At 70.9% G+C, this 26,022-nt stretch carries 22 protein-coding genes; 14 read left to right on the top strand and 8 right to left on the bottom strand.

Features of this window, described 5'->3' with window-relative positions; genetic code table 11:
• Nucleotides 1–112: 112 nt before the first annotated feature.
• From ACY0MJ_RS16910 to ACY0MJ_RS16895, 4 genes are read right to left on the bottom strand one after another with little or no spacing between them, the layout of a single operon-like run.
• Nucleotides 113–1,279: a DUF3108 domain-containing protein gene (locus ACY0MJ_RS16910; protein ID WP_462639703.1), complete on the bottom strand. Its 1,167-nt coding sequence runs from the start codon at nt 1,277–1,279 to the stop codon at nt 113–115.
• Complete coding sequence (locus ACY0MJ_RS16905) at nt 1,264–3,018, bottom strand: M61 family metallopeptidase (protein WP_462639702.1); 1,755 nt, start codon at nt 3,016–3,018, stop codon at nt 1,264–1,266. Before ACY0MJ_RS16905 ends, ACY0MJ_RS16910 begins: the two co-directional genes overlap by 16 nt.
• Nucleotides 3,015–3,806 (bottom strand): DsbC family protein, encoded by a 792-nt coding sequence (locus ACY0MJ_RS16900; protein WP_462639701.1) that lies wholly within the window; start codon nt 3,804–3,806, stop codon nt 3,015–3,017. Before ACY0MJ_RS16900 ends, ACY0MJ_RS16905 begins: the two co-directional genes overlap by 4 nt.
• A complete protein-coding gene (locus ACY0MJ_RS16895) occupies nt 3,803–4,930 on the bottom strand; it encodes an FAD-dependent monooxygenase (protein ID WP_462639700.1) in 1,128 nt (375 codons plus the stop codon). Before ACY0MJ_RS16895 ends, ACY0MJ_RS16900 begins: the two co-directional genes overlap by 4 nt.
• A 36-nt stretch (nt 4,931–4,966) precedes the next feature.
• On the opposite strand from ACY0MJ_RS16895, the gene ACY0MJ_RS16890 reads away from it, so the two are divergent.
• Nucleotides 4,967–5,830, top strand: a complete 864-nt coding sequence (locus tag ACY0MJ_RS16890) for an MOSC domain-containing protein (RefSeq protein WP_462639699.1) — start codon at nt 4,967–4,969, stop codon at nt 5,828–5,830.
• Here the strand turns inward: ACY0MJ_RS16890 and ACY0MJ_RS16885 are convergent.
• Nucleotides 5,827–7,623, bottom strand: a complete 1,797-nt coding sequence (locus tag ACY0MJ_RS16885; RefSeq protein ID WP_462639698.1) for a 7TM diverse intracellular signaling domain-containing protein — start codon at nt 7,621–7,623, stop codon at nt 5,827–5,829. The genes ACY0MJ_RS16890 and ACY0MJ_RS16885 overlap by 4 nt on opposite strands.
• A gap of 31 nt (nt 7,624–7,654) precedes the next feature.
• Here ACY0MJ_RS16885 and ychF point away from each other — a divergent pair, with 31 nt between their 5' ends.
• The 4 genes from ychF to ACY0MJ_RS16865 all read left to right on the top strand — a co-directional run bounded on the left by ychF (nt 7,655) and on the right by ACY0MJ_RS16865 (nt 10,373).
• Nucleotides 7,655–8,749 (top strand): redox-regulated ATPase YchF, encoded by a 1,095-nt coding sequence (gene ychF, locus ACY0MJ_RS16880; RefSeq protein ID WP_462639697.1) that lies wholly within the window; start codon nt 7,655–7,657, stop codon nt 8,747–8,749.
• Between the two features lie 203 nt (nt 8,750–8,952).
• Nucleotides 8,953–9,576: a hypothetical protein gene (locus ACY0MJ_RS16875; RefSeq protein WP_462639696.1), complete on the top strand. Its 624-nt coding sequence runs from the start codon at nt 8,953–8,955 to the stop codon at nt 9,574–9,576.
• A 94-nt stretch (nt 9,577–9,670) separates the two neighbouring features.
• Entirely contained in the window at nt 9,671–10,165 is a 495-nt protein-coding gene (locus ACY0MJ_RS16870; RefSeq protein ID WP_462639695.1) for a hypothetical protein, read from the top strand.
• A gap of 22 nt (nt 10,166–10,187) precedes the next feature.
• Nucleotides 10,188–10,373 carry a hypothetical protein gene (locus ACY0MJ_RS16865; RefSeq protein ID WP_462639694.1) on the top strand — a complete coding sequence of 62 codons (186 nt, stop codon included), beginning with the start codon at nt 10,188–10,190 and terminating at the stop codon, nt 10,371–10,373.
• Here the strand turns inward: ACY0MJ_RS16865 and ACY0MJ_RS16860 are convergent.
• Nucleotides 10,328–10,798: a YqaA family protein gene (locus tag ACY0MJ_RS16860; protein ID WP_462639693.1), complete on the bottom strand. Its 471-nt coding sequence runs from the start codon at nt 10,796–10,798 to the stop codon at nt 10,328–10,330. The genes ACY0MJ_RS16865 and ACY0MJ_RS16860 overlap by 46 nt on opposite strands.
• A 116-nt stretch (nt 10,799–10,914) precedes the next feature.
• Here ACY0MJ_RS16860 and dusB point away from each other — a divergent pair, with 116 nt between their 5' ends.
• The 3 genes from dusB to purH are packed head-to-tail and all read left to right on the top strand — an operon-like array spanning nt 10,915 to nt 13,756.
• Nucleotides 10,915–11,955 (top strand): tRNA dihydrouridine synthase DusB, encoded by a 1,041-nt coding sequence (gene dusB / locus ACY0MJ_RS16855; RefSeq protein ID WP_462639692.1) that lies wholly within the window; start codon nt 10,915–10,917, stop codon nt 11,953–11,955.
• Complete coding sequence (locus ACY0MJ_RS16850) at nt 11,952–12,188, top strand: Fis family transcriptional regulator (RefSeq protein WP_462639691.1); 237 nt, start codon at nt 11,952–11,954, stop codon at nt 12,186–12,188. The genes dusB and ACY0MJ_RS16850 overlap by 4 nt, the downstream gene beginning before the upstream one ends.
• On the top strand, nt 12,185–13,756 hold the full coding sequence (gene purH, locus ACY0MJ_RS16845) for a bifunctional phosphoribosylaminoimidazolecarboxamide formyltransferase/IMP cyclohydrolase (protein WP_462639690.1): 1,572 nt from the start codon (nt 12,185–12,187) through the stop codon (nt 13,754–13,756). The genes ACY0MJ_RS16850 and purH overlap by 4 nt, the downstream gene beginning before the upstream one ends.
• Nucleotides 13,757–13,873: 117 nt before the next feature.
• On the opposite strand, the gene hemL is transcribed toward purH, so the two are convergent.
• Nucleotides 13,874–15,178: a glutamate-1-semialdehyde 2,1-aminomutase gene (gene hemL, locus ACY0MJ_RS16840; RefSeq protein WP_462639689.1), complete on the bottom strand. Its 1,305-nt coding sequence runs from the start codon at nt 15,176–15,178 to the stop codon at nt 13,874–13,876.
• Nucleotides 15,162–16,085 (bottom strand): bifunctional hydroxymethylpyrimidine kinase/phosphomethylpyrimidine kinase, encoded by a 924-nt coding sequence (gene thiD / locus ACY0MJ_RS16835; RefSeq protein ID WP_462639688.1) that lies wholly within the window; start codon nt 16,083–16,085, stop codon nt 15,162–15,164. Before thiD ends, hemL begins: the two co-directional genes overlap by 17 nt.
• A 93-nt stretch (nt 16,086–16,178) precedes the next feature.
• Between thiD and ACY0MJ_RS16830 the strand changes: the two genes are divergently transcribed.
• From ACY0MJ_RS16830 to ACY0MJ_RS16805, 6 genes are all read left to right on the top strand, one after another.
• Nucleotides 16,179–16,352 (top strand): rubredoxin, encoded by a 174-nt coding sequence (locus ACY0MJ_RS16830; RefSeq protein ID WP_168108841.1) that lies wholly within the window; start codon nt 16,179–16,181, stop codon nt 16,350–16,352.
• 78 nt (nt 16,353–16,430) lie between these two features.
• Nucleotides 16,431–16,811, top strand: coding sequence for a response regulator (locus ACY0MJ_RS16825; protein ID WP_462639687.1), 381 nt, complete (start codon nt 16,431–16,433; stop codon nt 16,809–16,811).
• 15 nt (nt 16,812–16,826) lie between these two features.
• On the top strand, nt 16,827–17,192 hold the full coding sequence (locus tag ACY0MJ_RS16820) for a response regulator transcription factor (RefSeq protein WP_462639686.1): 366 nt from the start codon (nt 16,827–16,829) through the stop codon (nt 17,190–17,192).
• A 22-nt stretch (nt 17,193–17,214) separates the two neighbouring features.
• Nucleotides 17,215–17,745 carry a chemotaxis protein CheW gene (locus tag ACY0MJ_RS16815; RefSeq protein ID WP_462639685.1) on the top strand — a complete coding sequence of 177 codons (531 nt, stop codon included), beginning with the start codon at nt 17,215–17,217 and terminating at the stop codon, nt 17,743–17,745.
• 19 nt (nt 17,746–17,764) lie between these two features.
• Nucleotides 17,765–20,017, top strand: coding sequence for a methyl-accepting chemotaxis protein (locus tag ACY0MJ_RS16810; protein ID WP_462639684.1), 2,253 nt, complete (start codon nt 17,765–17,767; stop codon nt 20,015–20,017).
• Nucleotides 20,018–20,028: 11 nt separating this feature from the next.
• Nucleotides 20,029–26,022, top strand: a complete 5,994-nt coding sequence (locus ACY0MJ_RS16805; RefSeq protein WP_462639683.1) for an Hpt domain-containing protein — start codon at nt 20,029–20,031, stop codon at nt 26,020–26,022.

Here is a 26,022-nt window from a genome sequence, read left to right as displayed (position 1 = left end):
TCCCCCGTCATCCCCGCGCAGGCGGGGACCCAGGGCTCCCGCATTCAGCTGCGCGCTGCGCGCGCAGTCCCCGACGCCCTGGGCCCCCGCCTCCGCGGGGGTGACGGGAAGGCTATCTCTGCTCGATGTGGTCCACCAGCAGGTCCAGCCAGGCCTCGTCGCCCATCGTCACCTTGATGCGCACCGGCAGGTACAGCAGGTTCGGCGCGAACCACATCTCCGCCAGGATGTTGCCGCGCGCGTGCGGGATCGGGCGCGGCTTCAGGTGGAAGGCCTCCACGGGGCCCAGCGTCGGCGTGTTCAGCACCTCGCGCTCCACGATGTCGTAGACCCAGCGGTCCACGCCGCCGGGCCGCGCCAGCCACACGGTCACGGTGCGGCCGACCTCCAGCACTTCCTTGCCCGTGGCGAAGCGGTGCGTCAGTTCCACGAACTGGCTGGCGGTGTCCTGCACGCCCGGCGGGCGCGGCACCGTCTTGCCGTTGCCGAGCGTGACGACCTGGTCGCCGATGTGCGTGGTGCGGCGCTTGCCCGGGCGCAACTCCTCGTATTCGCGCGGCACCAGGCCCTCGGGCGTGACCTCGCCCTGGCTGGTGAGCACCTGCGTGCCGAACACCTGGATGCGGATGTCCAGCCGCACCTGGTAGCGGTCGCCCTCGCGCTGCCACTGCACGCGCGCATCGCCGAACAGCGGGCCGCGGAAGCTGCCGCTCAGCGCATAGGTCAGGCGGGTGTCGGTGGGCCAGTCGTCGAGGGCGGGCGCTTCAGCCGTCGCTTCGCTCGCCGCCGCCGCCGGCGCGGACGCGGCCTGCGCCGCCGCCTCCGCCGCGCGCGCCTCGCGTTCCGCTTCGGCCTCGCGCTGTGCGGCCTCCTCGCGTTCGCGCTGCGCCGCGGCTTCGCGTTGCGCCGCCTCGCGTTCCCGTTCGGCCGCTTCCCGTTCCGCCGCTTCCCGCTCCCGCTGCGCCGCTTCCTCGCGCTCCCGCCGCGCGGCTTCCTCCGCTTCCTTCTTGCGCCGCAGTTCCTCGGCCGACGAGGCGGGCGGCTTCGGCCGGGGCGCGACGCGCGAACGCGGCACGGGCGGCGCCGTGGAGACGCTGGCCACCACCGGGGGGGCCGGCGCGGGCTTCAGCAGCCGCGTGTACATGGGCGGCACCATCAGCGTGAGCCCGGAGATCGCATCGGCCTGGCGCGCGAACCACTCCAGGCCCAGCAGGTGCGCCAGCACCACCGCGAGCGCGAGCAGCGCCAGCCGCGTGCGCGTCCTCAGGCCGCGAGCCACGCCTGGGCCCTCGCGGCGTCGCGCAGGACCAGCCGCCAGGTGGTGACGGCGGCGGGGAGGGTGAGTTCCAGGCGCAGCAGCCGCCGGTCGCGGGCGACGATCGCCGTCAGCTTGCGGTGGGTGCCCGCGTACAGGAGCAGGTCGTCGAGCTTGCCCAGGCGCCAGGCCTCGCCCGCGACTTCCACGCCCACCCATTCGTCATTGGCCGCGATGCCGGCCTGTTCGGCGGCGCCGCCGCGCAGCACGTTCTTCAGCACCACGCCGCCGCCCGGCGTCTCGGTGACGCGCACGCCCAGGCGCTGCTGCAGCTGCGCCGGCTCCTCCATCACGGAGATGCCGTGCTGCTCCAGCAGCTCCTTCAGCGGCAGCTCGCGGGTGCCGTGCACCCACGCGGCCAGCTCGCGCCCGAAGGAGCGGCCGGCCAGTTCCTTCAGCACCGCGCTGAAGTCGGCCTCCGCCATCGGCCCGGCCTTGCAGCGCTGCCACAGCGTCCGCATGACCTCGTCGAGGTTCGTCTGGCCTTCGTGGCGCAGCAGCAGGTCGAAGCACAGGGCCACCAGCGCGCCCTTGGTGTAGTAGCTGACGGTGGCGTTGGCCGTGTTCTCGTCCTGCCGGTAGTACTTCACCCAGGCGTCGAAGCTCGCCTGCGCCACCGACTGCACCTCGCGCCCCGGCGTCTGCAGCACCTGGTTGCAGGTCTTGGTGAGCAGCTTCAGGTAGGTGGCGTCGTCGATGAGGCCCGAGCGGCGCAGCAGCAGGTCGTCGTAGTAGCTGGTGAAGCCCTCGAAGAACCAGAGCAGCTGGCTGTAGTTCTCCTGCTTGTAGTCGTAGTGCGCGAACTCCGCCGGCCGCAGGCGCTTGACGTTCCAGGTGTGGAAGTACTCGTGGCTGATCAGCCCCAGCAGCGTCACGTAGTTCTCGCCCAGGCGCGGGTCGCCGATGCGCGGCAGGTCGCGCCGCGAGGCGATCAGCGCCGTGGAGTTGCGGTGCTCCAGGCCGCCGTAGCCGTCGTCCACCGCGTTCAGCAGGAACAGGTAGTTCCTGAACGGCGGCCGCTTGCGCTCGTGCCAGAAGCGGATCTGCGTCTCGCAGATCTTCTGCGTGTCGGCCACCAGTCGCTCGCGGTCGAAGGACTCGGTGGCGCCCGCCACCACCAGCCGGTGCGGCACGCCGCAGGCGCGGAATTCGGCGCTCCAGAAGGCGCCCATCTCCACGGGGCAGTCGACCAGTTCGTCGTAGTCGGCGGCGAGGTAGCTGCCGAAGCCGCGCTTGCCGGTCTTCAGCGGCTCCAGGCCGGTGGCCAGCTCCCAGTGCGGGAAGGCGCGGGGCGCGACGATCTCCAGCTCGTGCGGCTCCTGCGCCAGGCCGTGCACGCGCAGGCACAGGCTGGTGCCGTTGAAGAAGCCGCGCTGCGCATCGAGCCAGGCGGTGCGCACCGAGTTGTCGAAGGCATAGACCTCGTAGGTGAGCACCAGCGGACTGGAAGGCATGCAGTCCACCTGCCACGTCGCCTTGTCCACCTGCTGCACGGCCAGCGGCCTGCCGTCCTGGCGCGCGCCCAGCTTCTGCAGGTGGCGAGAGAACTCGCGCAGCAGGTAGCTGCCGGGGATCCAGGCGGGCAGCGACACGCGCTGGCCCGCCTGCGGCTGCGGCACCGTGAGCGTCACATGGAACAGATGGGCGGCCGGGTCGGCCGCCTCGACCCGGTAGTGCGGGCCGGCCGGGCGCGGGACCGTCACTTGCCGCCGGCCGCCAGCAGCTTCTCGATGTCGGCCGTGGCGATGGCGCCCGGCACGCGCGAGCCGTCGGCGAAGATCAGCGTCGGCGTGCCGGTGATCTTGTGCCTGCGGCCGAACTCGGTGTTGCGCGCCAGGACGGTCACGTCGCAGCCCGGGTCCGCCTTGGGCAGCGGCTCGCCGCGCACCATCCAGTCCTGCCAGGCCTTGCCCTTGTCCTTCGCGCACCAGACGGCGCGCGACTTCTCGACCGAGTCCGGCCCGAGGATCGGGTACAGGAACATGTAGACCGTGACGTTGTCGATCTTCTGCAGGTCGCGCTCGAAGCGCTTGCAGTAGCCGCAGTTCGGGTCCTCGAACACGGCCAGCTTGCGCTTGCCGTTGCCGCGCACGATGGTGAAGGCGTCCTTCACCGGCAGCTGGCTGAAGTCGATCGCCAGCAGCTTGTCCATGCGGTCCTCGGTGAGGTTGCGGCGCGCCCGCGTGTCCATCATCTCGCCGTTGATGATGTAGTTGCCCTCGGCGTCCGTGTAGAACAGGTCCGTGCCGATGCGCACCTCGTACACGCCCGGCATGGGCGTGCGGCTCACCTCGTCGATGGCCGGGAAGTTGGGCAGGCGCTCCGGCAGGTTCCTGCGCAGCGCGCTCTCCACCGCCGGCGGCACCAGGTTGGCGGCATTCGCCACCGTCGGGGCCTTGTTGTCGGCCGCGATGGCCGCCAGGGCCGCGGCCCCGAGGGCCAGGGCCAGCAGGGCTGCGGCCAGCCCGGTTCGCTTCGCGTTCGCTTTCATGTTCTTCCCGTTCTCATCAGGTTCCTTGCACTGCCCATCGCCTGGCGCACCACCCAGCGCTTGATCGGCCCGCTGCGGTCGAAGCCGCGCATGCCCCAGTTGCGCAGGCGCGCCCAGGGTTCGGCCGGCTGCGCGAACAGCTGCTGCAGGCCGTCCGTGGTCCAGGCCATCGCCAGCACGTCCGCCTTGCGCGCGCGCTCGTAGCGGCGCAGCAGCTTCTCGTCGCCCAGCGGCCGCCAGTACTCGCGCTCGTGCAGCACCTGCGCGAGCGTCCGCGCGTCGGCCAGCCCCAGGTTGAGCCCCTGGCCGGCCAGCGGATGGACGTTGTGCGCCGCATCGCCCGCCAGCGCCCAGCCCGGCCCGCACCAGCGGTCCGCCTGCGCGCGCTGCAGCGGCCAGGCCATGCGCTCGCTGGTGAGCGTCATGCGGCCCAGCGCGCCGCCGCACGCGGCGGCGAGGCGCGCCTCGAATTCCTCCGGCGCGATGGCCAGCAGCTCGTCCACCCGGAGCTCCCGGACGGACCACACCAGCGCCACCGAGTTCCCGGCCGGGCCGCCCAGGGGCAGCAGGCCCAGCACGTTGCCGTCGTCGAACCACTGGCGGGCCACGCCGCCATGGGCCTGCTCGCAGTCCAGCCGCGCGGCGATGGCGCGCTGGGGATACGTGTTCACGTGGAACTGCACGCCGAATTCGTCGCGGGTCGCGCTGGCGCGGCCTTCGCAGACGACGGTCAGCGCCGCGGGCGCGGGGGCCTCCAGCAGCTCGATCTGCGGCTGGAAGCGGGCCGCTTCGGCCAGGCGCGCCAGCAGGGGCTGCACGTCGACGATCCAGGCCAGCGCCGGCACGCCCTCGGCCTGCGCGGAAAACTGCACGCGGCCGCCTTCGTCGCCGTGCACGTCCATCGCCGTCACCGGCGTGGCGTGCGCCTCGTCCGGCCAGGCGCGCACGGCCTGCAGCAGGTCGCGCGAGGCGCTGTTGAGGGCGTAGGCGCGCACGTCCGCGTGCGAGGCGGCCGGCGGGCCTTCCACCAGGCCGACGCGCAGGCGGTCGCGCGCGAGCAGCAGGGCCAGCGTCCGGCCCACGATGCCCGCGCCGCGGATACAAACGTCGTAAGGTGCGGCCATGAGCGGGATTGTAGGAGGCGGGCACAATCCACGCCCATGAGCCAAAGTCCCGACGTGACCGCCCGTCTCGCCCGCCTCTTCGTCTATCCGGTCAAGTCCTGCGCCGGCGTGGAACTGCGCGAGGCCCTCCTGACCGAAACCGGCCTGGACCTCGACCGCGCCTGGATGGTGGTGGACCCCGAAGGCAACTTCGTGACCCAGCGGGAGCTGCCCCGCATGGCGCTCATCCGCCCGCAGCTGAAGCTGACCGAGGTGGTGCTGCGCGCCCCCGGCATGCTCGCGCTGCACCTGCAGGTCGACACCGTCGAGGAACCGGTGCGGGTGCGCGTGTGGGACGACGAGGTGCCGGCCTTCGACATGGGCGACATCGCGGCCCAGTGGTTCACCGATTTCCTGGGCCGGCCGCTGCGGCTGGTGCGCTTCGACCCCGAGCACCGGCGCCTGTCCAGCCGCAAGTGGACGGGCGAGGCCGAGGCCCTGAACCAGTTCAGCGACGGCTATCCGCTGCTGGTGGCCAGCACCGCCTCGCTGGACCTGCTGAACGCGAAGCTCGCGGCGGGCGGCCACGCGGCCGTGGGCATCGAGCGCTTCCGGCCCAACATCGTGCTGGAAGGCGTGGAGGCGCACGACGAGGACCGGCTGGACCTGCTGACCATCGCCACCGGCGAAGGCGAGGTGCAGCTGCGCCCCGTGAAACCCTGCGGGCGCTGCCCCATGCCCAACATCGACCCTGCCACGGCGGCGGTGGACCCGGTGGTCACGGACACGCTGCAGGGCTACCGCAAGGACCCGCGCGTCGGCGGCGCCATCACCTTCGCGATGAACGCGATCATCGTCGCGGGCATCGACTGCACCCTGCGCGTGGGGCAGGACGCGACGGGCAACTTCCGCTTCGATTAAGGCGTCGCGGCCAGCTCCGGGTCGGCCGCCGCGCCGCCGTCGGGCACGAACATCGAGGAGTCGCCCGGCTCCGAGGTGACGGGCTGTTCGGGCTGGATGAAGCGGATCGGCCGCCGCGTGCGCGGCGACATGCGTTCCAGCTGCGCCGCGAGCGCAGCCTGCACTTCCTCGGCCTCCATGGGCCGGTCGCTCAGCAGGAGCGCGGCCACGTGGAACTGCAGCGTCACGTCCGGCTTGAGGCCCGGCAGGGGCATGAGGCCGGCGGCGATCAGGCGCGTGGCCCGTTCGGTGACCGAGGCGCGCGAAGCCGCGCCTTCGAGGATGACGCCGAAGCGCGCCTCGCCGATGCGGGCGACGGTGTCCACGTCGCGCAGCAGGCGGCGCAGCTTGATCACGCTGCGCAGCAGGCTCTGTTCGGCCGCGGCGCTGCCGAAGTGCTCGCGGATCGGGCCGTGGTTCACCAGGTCGATGTACATCACCGCCGCGTTCTCGTCGTGCCGGCGGAAGCGCGCCACCACCTGTCGCAGCCGGTCGTGGAACAGGTGCGGCGCCAGCAGGCCGGTGAGCGCGTCGTGCGTGGTCAGGGCCTGCTCGCGCACCTCGGCGCTGTGCCGGTCGCGCGAGCGGATGAACAGGGCCACCAGCAGCAGCGGCACCTCGAACGCGAGCCCCAGGATGATCAGGTAGGGCGAGGCGATCGGCAGGTCGGCCCAGCCCAGCTGCCGGAACACCGTGTGCAGCAGCGTGGCCACCAGGGGGAACTGCGCCGCGAACACCCAGCGGCCTACCGTGTCACCGCGCCACCAGGCCGCGGCCGACGCCAGCAGCGCGATGGCGCTGGCGAGGCACAGGTAGCCGCCCATCAGCGGCAGGTGCACGGACTTGGGCGTGAAGGCAGGCACCAGCGCGAGCACCACGCCGCCCAGCCCCAGGACCTGGATCAGCCGGTCGAGCCGGGGCAGGCGGCGCCGCAGCGCCAGCGTGATGCGCACGAACAGCAGGGCGACGCCGACGGCGGCGCAGGCGAGCATGGACGTGGGCGCGTCCTGCAGCAGCCCGAAGCGCGGCCACAGCAGCTGCCCGGCGACGCCGGTATAGGAGGCGACGGCCAGCGTGGTCAGCGCGGCGTAGCCGGCGTACCAGGCGAAGCCCGCGTCGCGGTAGGCCCAGCTCTTCGCCAGGCAGCCCACGATCAGCAGCAGCAGCGCGCCGAAGGCCGCGCCCAGCAGCAGGTATTCGCGCTGCAGCTGCTCGGTGTGCCGCGCCGTCGTGGCGAGCTGCAGCGGGATGTCGGCCGGCGTGGCGTGCTGGATGCGCACGTAGATGTCGCGCGGCTCGCCGGGCGGCAGGTCGAGGCGGAAGAAGGGATAGCGGCCGCGCTCCGGCCACCGCGCCACGGCCAGGGTGTCGCCGGCCGCCTCGGCGCGCCACTGGCCGCCGACGCGCTGGTGCACCGTCACGTGGTCCAGCACCGGCATGGGCAGCTTCAGCAGCCAGTCCTGGCGTTCGTAGGGACCGCGCTGCAGCCGCAGGTGCAGCCACAGCGCGCCGTCGCGATGCAGGCGGTGCAGCGTGCCGGGAGCGACGGGCTGGAAATCGCTCTCCGGCCTGCGCGTGACCTCGGCCAGCGTCGCGTCGCCGCGCGGGTCCACCCACAGGCGCGCGAGCGGCTGGGCGTCCATCACGCCCACCGCGTCGCGCAGGACCGTGGCCGGCATTTCCTGCGCCGTGGCGGCGAAGGCCCAGCAGGCGAGCAGCAGGCCCGCCAGCAGCCGGGCCGCGGACCATGGCATACACTTTCGGGTTTCGCTAACGGGCCGTGACATGAGTTTGAAGTGCGGGATCGTGGGCCTGCCGAACGTCGGCAAATCCACCTTGTTCAACGCCCTGACCAAGGCGGGCATCGCCGCCGAGAACTATCCTTTCTGCACCATCGAGCCGAACGTCGGCGTCGTGGAACTGCCCGATCCCCGGCTGGACCAGCTGGCGGCGATCGTCAAGCCCGAACGCATCGTGCCAGCCATTGTCGAGTTTGTCGACATCGCGGGCCTCGTGGCCGGGGCCAGCAAGGGCGAAGGCCTGGGCAACCAGTTCCTGGCGCACATCCGCGAGACCGACGCCGTCGTGAACGTGGTGCGCTGCTTCGAGGACGCGAACGTCGTGCACGTGGCCGGGCGCGTGGACCCGGTGTCCGACATCGAGGTGATCCAGACCGAGCTGTGCCTCGCGGACCTGGGCACGGTGGAGAAGACGCTGGCGCGCTACGCGAAGGCCGCCAAGTCGGGCAACGACAAGGAAGCGGCCCGCATGGTGCAGCTGCTGCCCAGGGTCCAGGCGGCGCTGGACGAAGGCCGTCCGGTGCGGACCTTGCAGTTGACTGACGAGGAAAAGGCGCTGCTCAGGCCCCTGTTCCTGATCACCGCCAAGCCGGCGATGTTCGTGGGCAACGTGGACGAGGGCGGTTTCGAGGACAACCCGCACCTGGACCGGCTGCGCGCCTATGCGGCGACGCAGAACGCGCCGGTGGTGGCCATCTGCGCCAAGATCGAATCCGAGATCGCCGACATGGGCGACGAGGACAGGAAGATGTTCCTCGCCGAGATCGGCCAGGACGAGCCGGGCCTCAACCGCCTGATCCGCGCGGCCTTCACGCTGCTGGGGCTGCAGACCTACTTCACCGCCGGCGTGAAGGAAGTGCGCGCCTGGACGGTCCCCATCGGCGCCACCGCCCCGCAGGCGGCCGGGGTGATCCACACCGACTTCGAACGCGGCTTCATCCGCGCCCAGACCATCGCCTTCGACGATTTCGTGGCCTTCCAGGGCGAGCAGGGCGCCAAGGACGCGGGCAAGATGCGCAGCGAAGGCAAGGATTACGTCGTGAAGGATGGCGACGTGATGAACTTCCTGTTCAACGTGTAGGCTGGTGGTGAGCGCAGCGAACCCCGGCAGGGGGTTCGTCGCGCGGGCCCCTTTCTTCGCTGCAGACTGCTTCCGCGCGAGGCTTGCGCTGCCGCGAAACTTGCCCCCGTTCCTGTGTGCTCTGTCACTGGCCAGCAGCGCGGCTGCCCCAGATGATGCGCACGTGTCCTGCATGGCAGAGCACGCAACGAGGAGGACAAGACATGCTGGAAATCCGCTTCCACGCGCCGCGGGCGTTGAGGGCTTGCCTGATGGCAGTGCCGCTGCTGGGTGCGCTGTTCGTTTCCGGGTGCGCGACGCACTATGTGGACGGCACCATCAAGGAGGTGCCGGCGGCCCGGTTCACGCATCCGGAGCGACCCAGGCCTGTCCAGTTGATCGCGGAGTTCCAGACCAAGGGCGTGCCGAACGCGCGCGCCACGGCGGAGACCAGGCCGATGATCGAGGACAGCATCCGGTCCGCCGGCCTGTTCTCCCAGGTCCGCGATACGCCTGCGCCGGACGCGGGAGTCCTGAGCGTCACCCTGAACAATGTCCCGCTGACGGATGACGCCGCGGCAAGGGGCTTCCTCGCCGGGCTCACGCTGGGCGTCGCGGGCCAGCAGGTGACGGATGGCTATGTCTGCACCGTCAGCTACCTGCCTCCGGGGCAGACCAGGCCCGTGGTCAAGAGCGCCCGGCACGCGATTCACACGACGGTCGGCGCCCACGGCGCACCCGAGAACGCATACAAGGCGTCCAACATCCAGGACGCGGTCCGCACGATGGTGCGCCAGGTGATGTCGGTCACCCTGAGCGACCTGTCCCATGACGCCGCCTTCAAGTGAGCGCCTGCTGCGGCGCAGGCGAGTGCTTGCAGCCGCTGCCCTGGTCGCCCTGGGCGGATGCGCTTCGGTGCCGCTGGGCGCGCCGGGGCCCAGCATGGAGAACGTCTCCAGGATCCGGGCCGCCCGTCTGCCAGCTCTGGCGCTGGGCACCTTCAGCCTGGCTCCCGATCGGAGCGCCTCGCTGGACCAGAGAATCAGCATCCGCACCAACAGCTTCTACTCGCCGTACGGGAACTCCTTCGCTTCGTACCTGAAGGAGGCGCTCACGGCAGATCTTCGGGCAGCGGGCGCGCTCGATCCTGCTTCGGCCATCCGCGTCGCGGCGCAGCTGACCGAAAGCGAGATCCAGGTGCCGAGCGGCACGGCGCAGGCGGTGCTCGCGGCCCGGTTCGTTGTCACGCGATCGGGCAAGGGCGTCTATGACAAGGAACTGCGCGCCCGGGCGACCTGGCAAGCAGAATTCAACGGATTCGACGCTGTTCCGATGGCCGTCTACCGGTATGAACTCCTCTACCGCAACCTGGTTGCGGCCTTGGTGAATGACGAGGAGTTCCGTCGCGCCGTGACGGGTGACGCCTCGGCGGTGTGACACCCGATCCCCGGAGCCCGCCATGACCGACCCCCAGCGCTTCTTCCTTCGCCTGCGCCGGCGCGCGCTGCAGTTCTACGAGCTGCTGCTGTACGGCGCGCTGATCGCCATGTCCGCCGCCGTGGCGATGAGCGCGAGCGGCATCGAGGCCGACGACGCCGCTCAGTGCGGGAACGCCCACAGCAGCGCGGACGTCATCACGAGGTAGCGCAGGAACTTGCCCACCAGCATGTAGCCGGCGCAGGGCCAGAAAGGCAGGCGCAGCCAGCCGGCGACGGCGCACAGCGGGTCGCCCACGATGGGCAGCCAGGCCAGCAGGCAGGCCTTCGGGCCGAGGCGCTCCAGCACGTCCAGCGCCTTCAGGTGGTGCTTCGAATGGCGGTACTTGTCCGCCACCTGGTGCGCGCCGTAGCCCAGCCACCAGTCGAACATGCCGCCGAGCGTGTTGCCGGCGGTGGCCACCAGCACGGCGCTCCAGAACAGGTCGGGGTTGAGCTTCAGCAGGCCGAACAGCGCCGGTTCGGAGCCCACCGGGAGCAGCGTCGCCGAGACGAAGGCGGCCGCGAACAGGGTGCTCAGCCCGTACTGCGGCAGCGCCAGCAGCGCGAACAGCGGATCCAGCCAGGCTTGCATGCGCGCGCATGTTACGGCAGTGCAGCATGCGCCTCCCCCATCCGGTTTCAGTCGCTGAAACGCCCCGGGCCTACAATCGTGCCTCTTTTTTCGGCAGCCCCGCGTCCCTTCCTTCCATGCACATCGGTCCCTACCAGCTCGCGAACACCGTCTTCGTGGCGCCGATGGCGGGCGTGACCGACCGCCCGTTCCGGCAGCTGTGCCGCGCCTTCGGCGCCGGCTACGCGGTCAGCGAGATGGTGACCTCGCGCAAGGACCTGTGGAACAGCCTCAAGACCTCGCGCCGCGCCAACCACGAAGGCGAGCCCGGCCCCGTGGCCGTGCAGATCGCCGGCACCGACGCGCAGATGATGGCCGAGGCGGCTGCCTACAACATCGATCGCGGCGCGCAGATCATCGACATCAACATGGGCTGCCCGGCCAAGAAGGTGTGCAACAAGTGGGCCGGCTCGGCGCTGATGCAGGACGAGCCGCTGGCCGTCGCCATCGCCGAGGCCGTGGTGGCCGCCTGCGCTCCGCACGGCGTGCCCGTCACGCTCAAGATGCGCACCGGCTGGTCGGCGGCGCACCGCAACGCCGTGGTGCTGGCGCGCGCGTTCGAGGCGATCGGCATCGCGATGCTGACGGTGCACGGCCGCACGCGCGAGCAGGGCTACAAGGGCGAGGCCGAATACGAGACGATCGCCGCGGTGAAGGCGGCGGTGCGCATCCCGGTGGTCGCCAACGGCGACGTCGATTCGCCGGAGAAGGCGCGCGCCGTGCTCGCCGCGACGGGCGCGGATGCCGTGATGGTCGGGCGCGCGGCCCAGGGCCGGCCCTGGATCTTCCGCGAGATCGCGCACTTCCTCGCCACCGGCACGCGGCTCGCGCCGCCGCTGGTGGCGGAAGTGCGGCGCGCGCTGCTGGCGCACCTGGAGGACCACTACGCGCTGTACGGCGAATTCACCGGCGTGCGCAGCGCGCGCAAGCACATCGGCTGGTACGTGCGATCGCTTCCGGAGGGGGAGGCGTTCCGCGCGCAGATGAACGCGATCGAGGACAGCGCGGGCCAGGTGGCCGCCGTCCACCGTTTCTTCGACGCGCTCGCGTCCCGCACGGACCGCATGCCGGAGCCGGCGGCGCTGCGCGCGGAGGAACTCGCAGAGAACGAGACATGAGCAAGAAGAACATCGAGGAGTGCGTCCGTGCCAGCCTCGAGGGCTACTTCCGCGACCTGCGCGGAACCGAGCCCGACGGGATGTACGAGATGCTGGTGAAGGTCGTGGAAAAGCCGCTGCTGGAAGTGGTGATGGCCAAGGCCGACAACAACCAGTCGCGCGCGGCGGAATGGCTGGGGCTGAACCGCAACACGCTGCGCAAGAAATTGATCGAACACAAGCTGCTGAAATGAACGCGCTCCTCTCCGTTTCCGACAAGGCCGGCATCGTCGACCTCGCGCGGGACCTGCACGCCCTGGGCGTGCGCCTGATCTCCACCGGCGGCACCGCGAAGCTGCTGGCCGATTCCGGCCTGCCGGTCACCGAGGTGGCCGAGGTCACCGGCTTCCCCGAGATGCTCGACGGCCGCGTGAAGACGCTGCATCCGAAGATCCACGGCGGCCTGCTGGGCCGGCGGGACCTGCCGGAGCACGTCGCCGCGCTGCAGCGCCACGGCATCTCCGCCATCGACATCCTGGTGGTGAACCTCTATCCCTTCGAGCAGACGGTGGCGAAGCCCGGCTGCACGCTGGAAGACGCGATCGAGAACATCGACATCGGCGGCCCGGCGATGGTCCGCAGCGGCGCCAAGAACTGGAAGGACGTGGCGGTGCTGACCGACGCGTCGCAGTACCGGCCCGTGGTCGACGAACTGAAGGCCTCGGGCCAGGTGTCGCAGAAGACGAAATTCGCGCTTTCCGTGGCGGCGTTCAACCGCGTGAGCAACTACGACGCGGCGATCAGCGACTACCTGTCCTCGCTGCAGGAGGATGGCCAGCGTTCCATGTTCCCGGCGCAGTCCAACGGCCGCTTCGTCAAGCTGCAGGACCTGCGCTACGGCGAGAACCCGCACCAGCAGGCCGCGTTCTACCGCGACCTGCATCCGGCGCCCGGCTCGCTCGTGATGGCGCAGCAGCTGCAGGGCAAGGAGCTCTCGTACAACAACATCGCCGACGCCGATGCGGCCTGGGAATGCGTCAAGAGCTTCGAGACGCCGGCCTGCGTGATCGTGAAGCACGCCAATCCCTGCGGCGTCGCGCTCGGGAAGGATCCGCTGGAGGCCTATTCCAAGGCCTTCCAGACCGACCCCACCTCCGCCTTCGGCGGCATCATCGCGTTCAACCGCCCGCTCGACGGCGCCGCGGCGCAGGCGGTGGCCAGACAGTTCGTCGAGGTGCTGATGGCGCCCGACTTCGCGCCCGAGGCGCTGCAGGCGTTCGCCGGCAAGGCCAACGTGCGCCTGCTGAAGATCGCTCTGCCGCCGGGCGGCGAGCGGCCCTGGGACAAGGGCCAGAACTTCATGGACGTGAAGCGCGTGGGATCGGGCCTGCTGATGCAGACGGCCGACAACCGCGAGCTGTCGCTGTCCGAGCTGAAGGTCGTCACGAAGAAGCAGCCGACGCAGCAGCAGCTGCAGGACCTGCTGTTCGCGTGGAAGGTGGCGAAGTACGTCAAGTCCAACGCCATCGTCTTCTGCAAGGACGGCATGACCATGGGCGTGGGCGCCGGCCAGATGAGCCGCCTGGACTCGGCCCGCATCGCCAGCATCAAGGCGCAGCACGCGAAGCTGTCGCTCGCCGGGACGGCGGTGGCAAGCGATGCCTTCTTCCCGTTCCGCGACGGCCTCGACGTTGTCGTGGACGCGGGCGCCACCTGCGTCATCCAGCCCGGCGGCTCGATGCGCGACGGCGAAGTGATCGCCGCCGCGGACGAGCGCGGCGTGGCGATGGTGTTCTCAGGGGTGCGGCACTTCCGGCACTGAGTCCTGCTCGGCCCGGATGCGTGGTGACTCTCCACGCATTTTCGACGCAGAGGGCGCAGAGGTTACGCAGCTCTGCGCCCTCTGCGTTGAATTGCCGATGCGCCTCGCAGCTTCCGACTACAGGGCGCGGAATGCCTGCCTTGCCGCCTCCACCGTCCGCGCGATGTCCTCGTCCGAGTGCGCGGCGCTCACGAAGCCGGCCTCGTACAGCGCCGGCGCGATGTACACGCCGCGATCGAGCAGGCCGTGGAACAGCTTGCCGAAGCGCGCCGCGTCGCTCTGCATGACCTGCGAGTAGTTCTGCGGCAGCTGCGGCAGCAGGAAGAAGCCGAACATGCCGCCCTCGCAGTCCGCCGCGAAGGGCACGCCGCTTTCCGCGGCCGCGGCCGCCAGGCCGTCGACCAGGGTGCGCGTCTTGCGCGCCAGCGCCTCGTAGAAGCCGGGCTTCGCGATCTCCTGCAGCGTCGCCAGCCCGCAGGCCGTGGCCACCGGGTTGCCCGACAGCGTGCCGGCCTGGTACACGGGCCCCAGCGGCGCGAGCTGCTCCATCAGCGCGCGCGGCCCGCCGAAGGCCGCCAGCGGCATGCCGCCGCCGATCACCTTGCCCAGCACCGTCATGTCGGGCGCGAAGCCGGGGAGCTCCCGTGCGTACACGGCCTGCGCGCCGCCCAGCGCGACGCGGAAGCCCGTCATCACCTCGTCGAACACCAGCAGCGCGCCGTGCTGCGTGCACAGCTCGCGGCAGCGCTGCATGAAGGGCAGGCTGGCCCGTACGAAGTTCATGTTGCCGGCGATCGCCTCGATGATCACGCAGGCGAGGTCGCCGCCGTGCGTGGCGAAGGCTTCCTCCAGCTGCGCGATGTTGTTGTATTCCAGGACCAGCGTGTGCTGCACCACCTCGGCCGGCACGCCGGCGCTGGTGGGATGGCCGAAGGTGGCGAGGCCGGAGCCCGCCTTCACCAGCAGCGCGTCCGCGTGGCCGTGGTAGCAGCCCTCGAACTTGATGATGCGGTTGCGGCCGGTGGCGCCGCGCGCCAGCCGGATCGCGCTCATCGCCGCCTCGGTGCCGGAACTGACCAGCCGCACCATCTCCACCGAGGGCAGGTGGCTCGCGATGGCCTCGGCCAGCTCGATCTCGCGCTCGGTCGGCGCGCCGAAGGAGAAGCCTTCCTGCGCGGCGCGCTGCACGGCGTCCAGCACGCGCGGGTGGCCGTGGCCCAGGATCATCGGGCCCCAGGAGCCGATGTAGTCGATGCAGCGTTCGCCGTTGGCGTCCCAGAAGTACGCGCCCTGGGCGCGCTGCACGAAGCGCGGCGTGCCGCCCACGGCGCGGAAGGCGCGCACCGGCGAGTTCACGCCGCCGGGGATCAGCGCGCGGGCGCGCTCGAAGAGTTGCTGGTTGCGGTCAGTGCTTTGTGTCATGCGCGGGAAGGTCGAAGCCGGTCGGCGCGTCGGCGTCGTCCTCGCCTTCCGCGCCTTCCGGCTGCGCCCAGAACAGGCGGTCGGGGACCACGTTGCCCATGCCGGGCCGGAAGCCGCCGTCGAGGCAGCGGTCGAGATAGGCGAGGGCCTCGCCGGCGGCGGCGGCGAGGTCGGCCCCGCCCGCCACCAGCGCGGCCAGCGCCGCCGAGAGCGTGTCGCCGGCGCCGGAGAACACCGCGTCGAAGCGCTCGAACTTCTCGCTGGCCAGCACCGTCTGCGGGGTGGCCAGCACGTTCTCCACGAACTGGTCCGGCAGCGGCACGCCGGTCACCAGCGTGTAGGGCACGCCCATCTCCGAGGCGGCCTTGGCGAGGTCGCGGGCCGTGGGGCTGCGCTCGCTGTTCCACTCGGGCAACAGCCAGCGCCACAGCGTGCTGTGGTTTCCTACCAACACGGTGGTCTGCGGCAGCATCAGCTCGCGGAAGGCATCCTCGTACAGGTCCGTCGGGCCTTCGTCCCACCAGGACAGGGCCGGCATGTACGCGACGACGGGCACGTCCGGGTAGTCCGCGGCGATCTCGGCGATCGTGGAAAGCGTCTCGGGGCTGCCGACGAATCCGACCTTGATGACCTGCACCGGCACGTCCTCGAGGATGGTGCGCGCCTGCTCGGCGACCGCGTCCTCGTCGAAGGCGAAATGGTCGAACACCTCGCCGGTGTCGCGCACGTAGGCGCCGGTCACCACCGGCAGCGCGTGCGCGCCCACCGATGCGATCGCGGTCACGTCGGCGGCCAGGCCGCCGGCGCCGCTCGGGTCGCTCGCGTTGAACACCATCACGCAGGCCGGCCCCTGGTCCTCGCTTTCGGGCTCGGAGGGCTTGGTTTCGATAGGTGTGGAATTAGTCATGGGCCCGTGATCTTCCCGGCGTCGCCGCTGCGCAGAGCGTAGGCAAAGGGCCTAGATACAATCGTTGCATTCTAAGCGAAGGGCCTTTAAGCTGTGACCGATACCAAGACCTGGATGTGTCTGATATGCGGGTGGATCTATGACGAAGCCGCCGGTGCACCAGACCATGGCATCGCCCCCGGAACGCCGTGGGAGCAGGTGCCGATGAACTGGACCTGCCCCGAATGCGGGGCGCGCAAGGAAGACTTCGAGATGGTCCAGATCTAAGAAGAACGAGACCGCGGCGTTGGGACATCTTGAGGGGATGCCGCACCTTGAGCAGTAAAAGATGAGGAGCAGCGTCAAGTGAGCACCACTGGATTGAAGGTGTTGGTGATCGATGACAGCAACACCATCCGGCGCAGTGCGGAGATCTTCCTGAAGCAGGGCGGCCACGAGGTGATGCTGGCCGAGGATGGCTTCGACGCCCTCTCCAAGGTCAACGACTACGAGCCCCACCTGATCTTCTGCGACATCCTGATGCCGCGGCTGGACGGCTACCAGACCTGCGCCATCATCAAGCGCAACGCCAAGTTCTCGTCCGTCCCCGTCGTCATGCTGTCCTCCAAGGACGGCGTGTTCGACAAGGCCCGCGGCCGCATGGTCGGCTCGCAGGACTACCTGACCAAACCCTTTACCAAGGACCAGCTGCTGCAGACCGTGCAGCAGTTCGGCAACGCGAAATAAGAAGGAGAGAGTGAAGTGGCCATCCGCAAAGTGCTCGTGGTGGACGATTCCAAGACCGAGCTGATGTTCATGACGGACCTGCTGCAGAAGCACGGGTTCTCCGTGAAGACGGCCGAAAGCGCCGAGGATGCCTTCCGCCGCCTCGGCGAGGAGAAGCCGGACCTGATCCTGATGGACGTCGTGATGCCCGGGCAGAACGGCTTCCAGCTGACGCGCGCGATCAGCCGCGACCCGCAGTACGCCGACGTGCCCATCATCATGTGCACCAGCAAGAACCAGGAAACCGACCGCGTGTGGGGCATGCGCCAGGGCGCGCGCGACTACATCACCAAGCCGGTCGACGCCGCCGAACTCATGGCCAAGATCAAGGCCCTGGGCTGAGCGAGGGGCACCCCACGTTCCCATGGCCAACCGTGAAGCCCTCCGCGAGCTGCAAAGCCGGCTGGCCAGCCGGCTGCAGGCCGCCCGCACCGAGGGCGTGCAGGCGGGCTGGCTCGCCGTCGAAGCCGCCGGCGGCAAGTACCTCTTCCCCCTCGCCCAGTCCGGCGAGATCTTCCCGTACACCGCGCCCCAGGCCGTCCCGTACACCCAGGGCTGGTTCCTGGGCGTGGCCAACCTGCGCGGCGGCCTCTACGGCGTCGTCGACCTCGCCAGCTACGTGAGCGGCCAGGCGCCGGCCCAGCGCTCCGACGCGGGCCGCGCCGAGTCGCGGCTGGTGGCGCTCAACGCGCTGCTGGAAGTCAACTGCGCCTTGCTGATCGACCGTCTGGCCGGCTTGCGCAACACGGATGCCTTCGTTTCCTCGAACGACGCGCCCGAGGGTTCGCCCGGCTACTTCGGCAGCGGCTACACCGATGCCAGCGGCGCGTACTGGCAGGAGATCAACCTGCAGGCCCTGTCGCAACAACCGCAATTCCTGAGCATCAGCGCTTAGACCTCCCGAAGGCACCACCATGTCCGCCTCTTTCTCCCTGAAGAACCTGTTCGGCAAGAAGCCCTCCGACGAGGCCGATCCGTCCGTCACGCAGGAACTGAGCCTCGGCGCCCCCGACCCGAGCACCGCCACCATCGAGGCCGGCAGCACGCAGAACGACACGACGATCGACGACGATTCGATCGCCGAGGAAGTCGACCAGGCCGAGCTGATCTCCGTCCCGCTGCTGGGCCGGCGCACCACCACCACGCACCAGCGCACGCTGTTCACGCTGCTGGCCTTCTCGCTGGTGGTGCTGGGCGGCGTGGCCTTCTACGCGGTGAACACCGCCGACAAGGTGGCCCAGCAGGTGGCCGGCACCGGCAACTCGCTGATGCAGTCGCAGCGCCTGGCCAAGTCGGTGTCGCAGGCGCTGATCGGCAGCCCGCAGGCCTTCCCGGACGTGAAGGAGTCGGCCCAGGTGCTGGCGCAGACCGTGCGCGGCCTGCAGGCCGGCGACGAGAACCTGCGCCTGACGCCCGTCAGCGCCGAACTGCAGGCCGACCTGCAGAAGATCACCCCCCTGATGCAGCGCGCCGAGAAGAACGCCGCCACCGTGCTCGCGCAGCAGAAGATCCTGACGCAGGTGGGCACCGCGCTGCGCACGATCAACCGCCAGTCCTCCGACCTGCTGGAGATCGCCGAGACGGTGTCCTCGCTCAAGCTGCAGCAGAACGCCCCGCCGGCCGAGATCTCCGCCGCCGGCCAGCTGGTGATGCTGACGCAGCGGATCGGCAAGTCGGCCAACGAATTCCTGACCATGGAAGGCGTGTCGCCGGAAGCCGTGTTCCTGCTGGGCAAGGACCTGAACTCCTTCAAGGAGATCGCGCAGGGCCTGATGGACGGCAGCCAGGAACTGCGCCTGGGCGCGTCCAAGGACCCGCAGACGCGCGAGAGCCTCGACGCGCTGCTGAAGCTGTACGAGCAGACCCGCCAGCAGGCAGGCGCCATCCTGGGCAACCTGCAGGGCCTGGTGTCCGCGCGCGAGGCGCAGTCCTCGATCATCGCGGACTCCGAGCCGCTGCGCCGCGCGCTGGAGGACCTGCAGGGCAAGCTGTCGGCGCAGACGGGCCTCGGCGCCGGCGCGCTGCTGGCGCTGGCCCTGTCCTCGCTGTTCGCCATCGGCTGCGCCATCGGGCTCGCCTACGTGCAGCTGCAGGACAGCCGCGGCCGCCAGGAACGCGCCGAATCCATGCGCCTGGAAGCCGAGCGCCAGGAGCAGGAAGCCAAGCGCGTCAACGACGCCAACCAGGCCGCCATTCTTCGCCTGATGAACGAACTGCAGTCGGTCGCCGAGGGCGACCTGACGCAGGAAGCCACCGTGACCGAGGACATCACCGGCGCCATCGCCGACTCCGTGAACTACACGGTGGAGGAGCTGCGCCAGCTGGTGGGCGCCGTGCAGAACACGGCCACCAAGGTGGCGCAGACGACGGCGCAGGTGGAATCGACCTCCACCGAGCTGCTGGCCGCTTCCACCGAGCAGCTGCGCGAGATCCGCGAGACCGGCCAGTCGGTGCTGGACATGGCCGCGCGCATCAACCAGGTGTCCGGCCAGGCGCAGGAGTCGGCCCAGGTGGCCCGGCAATCGCTGAAGGCCGCCGAGTCGGGCCTGCAGGCCGTGCAGAACGCCATCGGCGGCATGAACGCCATCCGCGACCAGATCCAGGAAACCTCCAAGCGGATCAAGCGCCTGGGCGAGTCCTCGCAGGAGATCGGCGAAATCACCGAGCTGATTTCCGACATCACCGAACAGACGAACGTGCTGGCCCTGAACGCCGCCATCCAGGCCGCGTCCGCCGGTGAAGCCGGCCGCGGCTTCTCGGTGGTGGCGGAAGAAGTGCAGCGCCTGGCCGAACGCTCCGCCGACGCCACGCGCCAGATCTCGGCCCTGGTGAAGGCCATCCAGACCGACACGCAGGACGCCGTGGCCGCCATGGAGCGCTCGACGCAGGGCGTGGTGGAAGGGGCCAAGCTGTCCGACAACGCGGGCACCGCGCTGACCGAGATCGACCAGGTGTCGCGCCGCCTCGCCGAGCTGATCGAGCAGATCTCGATGTCCGCGTCGCGCGAAGCCGAATCGGCCAACGTGGTGGCGGGCAACATCCAGCACATCTTCGCGGTGACGGAGCAGACGGGTGAAGGCACCCGCTCCACCGCGCAACAGGTGCGCGAGCTGACGCGGATGGCCGAGGAATTGCGCCAGTCGGTGTCGCGCTTCAAGATCGCGTAAGCCCCAAGGCCATGCAAGCAGCCGCCCAAGAACCCGACCTCGCGACGAACGACCTCGGGCCGTTGGCCTGGGTCCTGGAGGAACTGCGCAAGTCGCTGGAGTCCGCCTCGTCGGCGCTGCGCCGCTTCGTGCGCGACGCCGCCCAGGCGCGCGGCCAGGACATGGCCTCCGTCGACGCCGGGCAGCTGCGCATCGCGCGCCAGCACATGCACCAGGCCGTCGGCGCGCTGGAGATGGTGGGCCTGGGCGCGCCCGCCCACATGCTGCGCAGCATGGAGGCCGCGGCGCAGAAGTTCATCGAGCGTCCCGAGCTGTGCACCGAGGCGGCCGCCGCCAAGGTGGAGCGCGCGGGCTACGCGCTGACCGAATACCTCGAGGCCATGCTGGGCGGCAAGGCCGTGTCCCCGCTGTCGCTGTTCCTGCAGTACAAGGACGTGCAGGACCTCTGCGGCGCCGACCGCGTGCACCCCGCGGACCTGTGGGGCATGGACTGGCGCTGGAACGACGTCGCCGGCCCGGCCGCACCGGCCTCGCTGGCGCCCGACGCCGCCGTGCGCGCCCGCATGGACCAGGCGGTGCTGCGCATCGTCAAGTCGGCCGATCCCGCCGCGGGCCAGGAGCTCGCCGCCATCTGCCTGGGCCTGGCCGCCGGCCAGGAAGGCCGCCACCCGAAGATCTTCTGGAAGATCGCCGCCGGCTACTGCGAGGCGATCGCCCTGGGCCTGCTGCCGCCCGACGTCTACGTGAAGCGCGCCGCCTCGCGCGTGCTGCTGCAGTACGCGTCGCTCGCCAAGGGCGACGCGAGCATCTCCGATCGCCTGGCGCAGGACCTCGTGTTCTTCTGCGCGCAGGCCGTGCCCCCGCAGGGCGCGCAAGCGCCGGCGCTCGCCGCCGTGCGCGACGCCTACGGTCTCGCGAAATCCGCGCCCGCCGACTACGCGAGCAGCCCCTTCGGCCGCTTCGACCCGGTGCTGCTGAACCAGCTGCGCAAGCGCATCGCCGCCGCCAAGGAAACCTGGTCGGCGCTGTCGGGCGGCGAGGCGCACAAGGTCAAGGGGGTGAGCGACCAGTTCCACGGCGTGTGCGACACGCTGGTGAAGCTCTATCCGGCCGCCGCGCCGCTCGCGCAGGCCCTGGGCGGCGCTATCGACGGTGTCGTGCGCGCCAACCGCGCGCCGAGCGCGGAACTGGCGATGGAAGTCGCCACCGCGGTGCTGTACCTGGAAGCCGCCTTCCAGGACCTGGACCCGAACGACCAGCAGCTGGCCGAGCGCACCGCGCGCCTGGCCGAGCGCCTGAAGAAGGTGGTGCAGGGCGGCCAGCCCGAGCCGCTGGAGCACTGGGTCGAGGACCTGTACCGGCGCGTCAGCGACAAGCAGACCATGGGCAGCGTCGTGGGCGAACTGCGCGGCACCATGGGCGAGCTGGAAAAGCTGCTGGACCAGTTCTTCCGCAATCCCGCCGACAAGAATCCGCTGCGCGACGCGCCCGCCTTCCTGGCGCAGATGCGCGGCGTGCTCTCCGTGCTGGGCCTGGACCAGGCCGCGCAGGCCGTGCTGCGCATGCGCGACACGGTCGAGAACATCATCGTGACGGAGGTCGAGGAGGAGAAGGCGCGCGCCGCCGGCACCTTCGACAAGCTGGGCATCAACCTCGGCGCGCTCGGCTTCCTGATCGACATGCTGAACTACCAGCCGGCGCTGGCGAAGAAGCTGTTCGTGTGGGACGACGCCAACGGCGAACTGCGGCCGCTGATGGGCCGCGCCGCCGAGGAGGCGCAGGCCGCGCCCGAGGCGCCGGCTTCCGCCCCCGCGGTCGCCCAGCCCGCCGCCGCCGCGCCCGCGATGGAGCTGCCGCCGCTGGACTTCGCGCCGGCCGCTGCCGCTCCGGCCGCTGCCCCGGCCCCGGCCCCGGCCGCCGCGGCACCCGCACCGGCTCCTGCTGCCGCCGAGGACGACGAAGGCGACGAGGAACTGCGGCAGATCTTCCTGGAGGAAGCCCGCGAGGTCGTCACCAACGGCCTTGCCGCCCTGCAGGTGCTCGCCGAGGAGCCGAAGAACATCGCGGAGCTCACCACGCTGCGTCGCGCCTTCCACACGTTGAAGGGCAGCTCGCGCATGGTGGGCCTCAACGAGTTCGGCGAGGCCGCCTGGTCGCTGGAGCAGGTGCTCAACACCTGGCTCGCGGACCAGAAGCCGGCGAGCGACGAACTGCGCGCCCTGTCCACCGAGGCCCTGCAGGGCTTCGGCCGCTGGATAGCCGACATCGCGGCGGATGACGAAGGCGCCTGGAGCGCCGCGCCCTTCCGCACCGCGGCCGACGCCATGCGCACCGAGTCGCGCCTGGTCGGGATCGCGCTGCCCGCGGCGGCGGCCCCGGCGCAGGACGCCGAGATCGTGTCCGCGCTGATGGCGCTGGACGGCGAGGCCGAGGCGGCACCCGCCGAGGAGATCACGCTCGAGGCGCCGGCCGAACCCGAAGCCGCGCCGGTCCTGCCGGACGCGGACTTCACGCTGGAGCTCGATGCGCCCGCGCTGCCCGAGGTCTCCGAAGCGCCCGAAGCCGGCGGCACCGAAGTGGCGGAACTGAGCGCCGACGAACTGCCGCCGGAATTCGCGCAGTTCGGCGCCACGGCGATCCTGCCCAAGGACGCCACGCTGCCGCCCCTGGCCGCTCCCGCCCAGAGCGCGGCGCCCGAGGAGGAACTGCCGGAGCTGGTCTCGACGGCCATCCTGCCGCGCCTGGACCTCGACGCGCCGGCGCCCGCGCCGGCCGCCGAGGCGGAGCCCGACCTGCCCGGCGAGATCGCCGGCATCGATTTCTCCAGCCTGTCCGCCGTCGCGGGCCCCGCGCCCGCCGCGCCGGCGAGCGCGCATGCCGCCGAAGTGCCGATGTCGCCGCTGGACGATTTCGGCCTGGACGCCGGCGACGCGCAGCAGCCGCGCGACGAGCAGGTCAAGGTGATCGGGACGCTGCGCATCGGCATCCCGCTGTACAACGTCTATCTCAACGAGGCGGACGAATGGTCCCGGCGGCTCGCCACCGAGATCAGCGAATGGACGCTGGAGATGAACCAGCGCGTGCCGGATTCCACCGTGGGCTGGGCCCACGCGCTGGCCGGCAGCTCGGCGACCGTCGGCTTCCTGGCCCTCTCCGACATCGCCCGCGCCCTCGAGGGCGCGCTCCAGCACACCCAGACGCTCGCCTGCGGCACCGCCGACCACGCCCGCTGCTTCACCGAGGCGGCCGAGGAAGTGCGCCGCCTGCTGCACCAGTTCGCCGCCGGTTTCCTGAAGGAGGCCGACGCCCGCCTGCTCGACGAACTGCACGCGCTGAAGGACGCCGAAGGCGAGCCGCGCACCGAGACCCCGGAAAGCGAACTGCCGCTCTCGGGCTTCGGTGACCTCGACTTCACCGCGCCGGATCCCGTGCCGGCCAGGCCCGCGACGCCGCCGCGCCCCGTGGCGCACGGCCCGATCGCCCAGCCCGCCGGCCTGCAGCAGCCGGCCGCCCCACGCGCGCCGCTGGTGCGCGTGGACAGCGAGGAGGAGATCGACGTCGCCGACGCGATCGACCCCGACCTGTTCCCGATCTTCGAGGAAGAGGGCGCCGAACTGATGCCGCAGCTGGGCAGCGCCCTGCGCCAGTGGGCGCAGCGGCCGGAACAGCGCGAGCCGCGCGACCAGGTGCTGCGCGCGCTGCACACGCTCAAGGGCAGCGCCCGCCTGGCCGGCGCCCTGCAGCTGGGCGAGCTGGCGCACCGGCTCGAGTCCGAGGTCGAATACCTGGGCAGCGAGAACATCGCCGCCGCCGACATCGACGCGCTGCTGCAGCGCTTCGACACCATGCAGGCGCGCTTCGACACGTTGCGCGCCACCGGCGGCTTCGCGCCGGCCGATCCGCCCCCCGCCGCCATCCCCGCGCAGGCGGCGACCCAGGGCGTCGCACCCGTCATCCCCGCGCAGGCGGGGACCCAGGGCGCCCCTGCCCAGCCCGCCACGCCGCAACCCGCCGCGCCCGCGCCGCAACCGGCCGCGCCTTCGGTCCACGTCCCCGCACCGGCCCCGGCCTCGCCCGCCCCGCTGCGCACCGCCATCGCGATGCCGGCCGCCACGGCCGTCACGCCGGCGCGCCAGGCCGCCAACCAGGCCGTGCGCGTGCGCTCGCAGCTGCTGGACCGCCTGGTCACGCAGGCCGGCGAGGTGATGATCACCCGTTCGCGCCTGGAGTCCGAGCTGAAGCAGCTGCGCGGCTCGCTCGGCGACCTCACGGGCAACCTGGACCGCCTGCGCACGCAGCTGCGCGAGATCGAGGTGCAGGCCGAGTCGCAGATGCAGTCCCGCATGGCGCAGGCCAAGGACAGCGCCGCCGGCTTCGACCCGCTGGAGTTCGACCGCTTCACGCGCGTGCAGGAACTCACCCGCCTGATGGCCGAATCGGTGAACGACGTCGCCACGGTGCAGCGGAGCATCCACCGCGTGGTGGAAGCGACCGAGGACGACCTGATCGCGCAGGCGCGCCAGACGCGCGAGCTGCAGCGCGACCTGCTGCGCACCCGCATGGTGGAGTTCGAGGGCATCTCCGACCGCCTGTACCGCGTGGTGCGCCTGGCCGCCAAGGAAAGCGCCAAGCAGGTCAAGCTGGACATCGTGGGCGGCTCGATCGAGATGGACCGCGGCGTGCTGGACCGCATGACGCCCGCCTTCGAGCACCTGCTGCGCAACTGCGTGGCGCATGGCATCGAGGCGCCGGAAGCGCGCGCCGCGGCCGGCAAGGAAGCCACCGGCAGCATCGCGATCCAGGTGCGCCAGGAAGGCAACGACGTCTCGGTGGAATTCCAGGACGACGGCGCCGGCCTGAACATCGCCCGCATCCGGCAGAAGGCCATCGAGAACGGCCTGATCGCGCCCGACCAGGCGATCTCCGACGCCGACGCCTGCAACCTGATCTTCCTGCCCGGGTTCTCCACGGCGCAGCAGGTGACGGAACTCGCGGGACGCGGCATCGGCATGGACGTCGTCCGCGCCGAGGTGAACGCGCTCGGCGGCCGCATCGAGACCACCACGCAGCCGGGCCGCGGGACCAGCTTCAAGCTGGTGCTGCCGCTCACCACCGCGGTGACGCAGGTGGTGATGGTGCGCTCGGGCAAGTTCTCCATCGGCGTGCCCGCCAACCTCGTGGAACTGGTGCGCCGCGCCAGCCAGAAGGAAGTGCAGTCCGCCTACAACACGGGCAACTTCGAGTTCGGCGGCGAGTCGCTGCCCTTCTTCTGGTCCGGCGCGCTGCTGCAGGCCTCGCGCCGCAGCGCCGAGCCGCAAGGCAAGACGCTGCCCGTGGTCATCTTCCGCTCCGCCGCGCAGCGCGTGGCGGTGCACGTCGACGAAGTCCTGGGCAACCAGGAAGTGGTGGTGAAGAACCTCGGCCCGCAGCTGGCGCGCCTGCCCGGCCTGGCCGGCATGACCGTGCTGGCCTCGGGCGCCGTGGTCCTGATCTACAACCCGGTGGCGCTGGCGCAGGTGTACGGCGAGCAGGCCCGCCAGATGAGCAGCGACGCCGCGCAGCCCGAGGTGCTGGAACAGGCGAGCCAGCCCGCGGCCCCGGTGGCCGCGGCGCCGTCCGCGCCCGCCGTCCCGCTGGTGCTGGTGGTGGACGACTCCATCACCGTGCGGCGCGTGACGCAGCGCCTGCTGGTGCGCGAAGGCTACCGCGTGGCGCTCGCCGCCGACGGCCTGCAGGCGCTGGAGCGGCTGGCGGAGGAACTGCCCTCGGTGGTGCTGTCGGACATCGAGATGCCGCGCATGGACGGCTTCGACCTGGCGCGCAACATCCGCGGCGACGCCCGCCTGGCCCACCTGCCGATCGTGATGATCACCTCGCGCATCGCCGAGAAGCACCGCGAGCACGCCAAGGAACTCGGGGTCAACCACTACCTGGGCAAGCCCTACTCGGAAGAGGAGCTGCTCAGCCTGGTGAAGCACTACTGCACGCAGGCGGTGAGCGCCTGA

This window comes from Ramlibacter sp. bp-362 (genome assembly GCF_054956735.1).
This window is presented reverse-complemented; position numbering and strand designations above follow the sequence as displayed.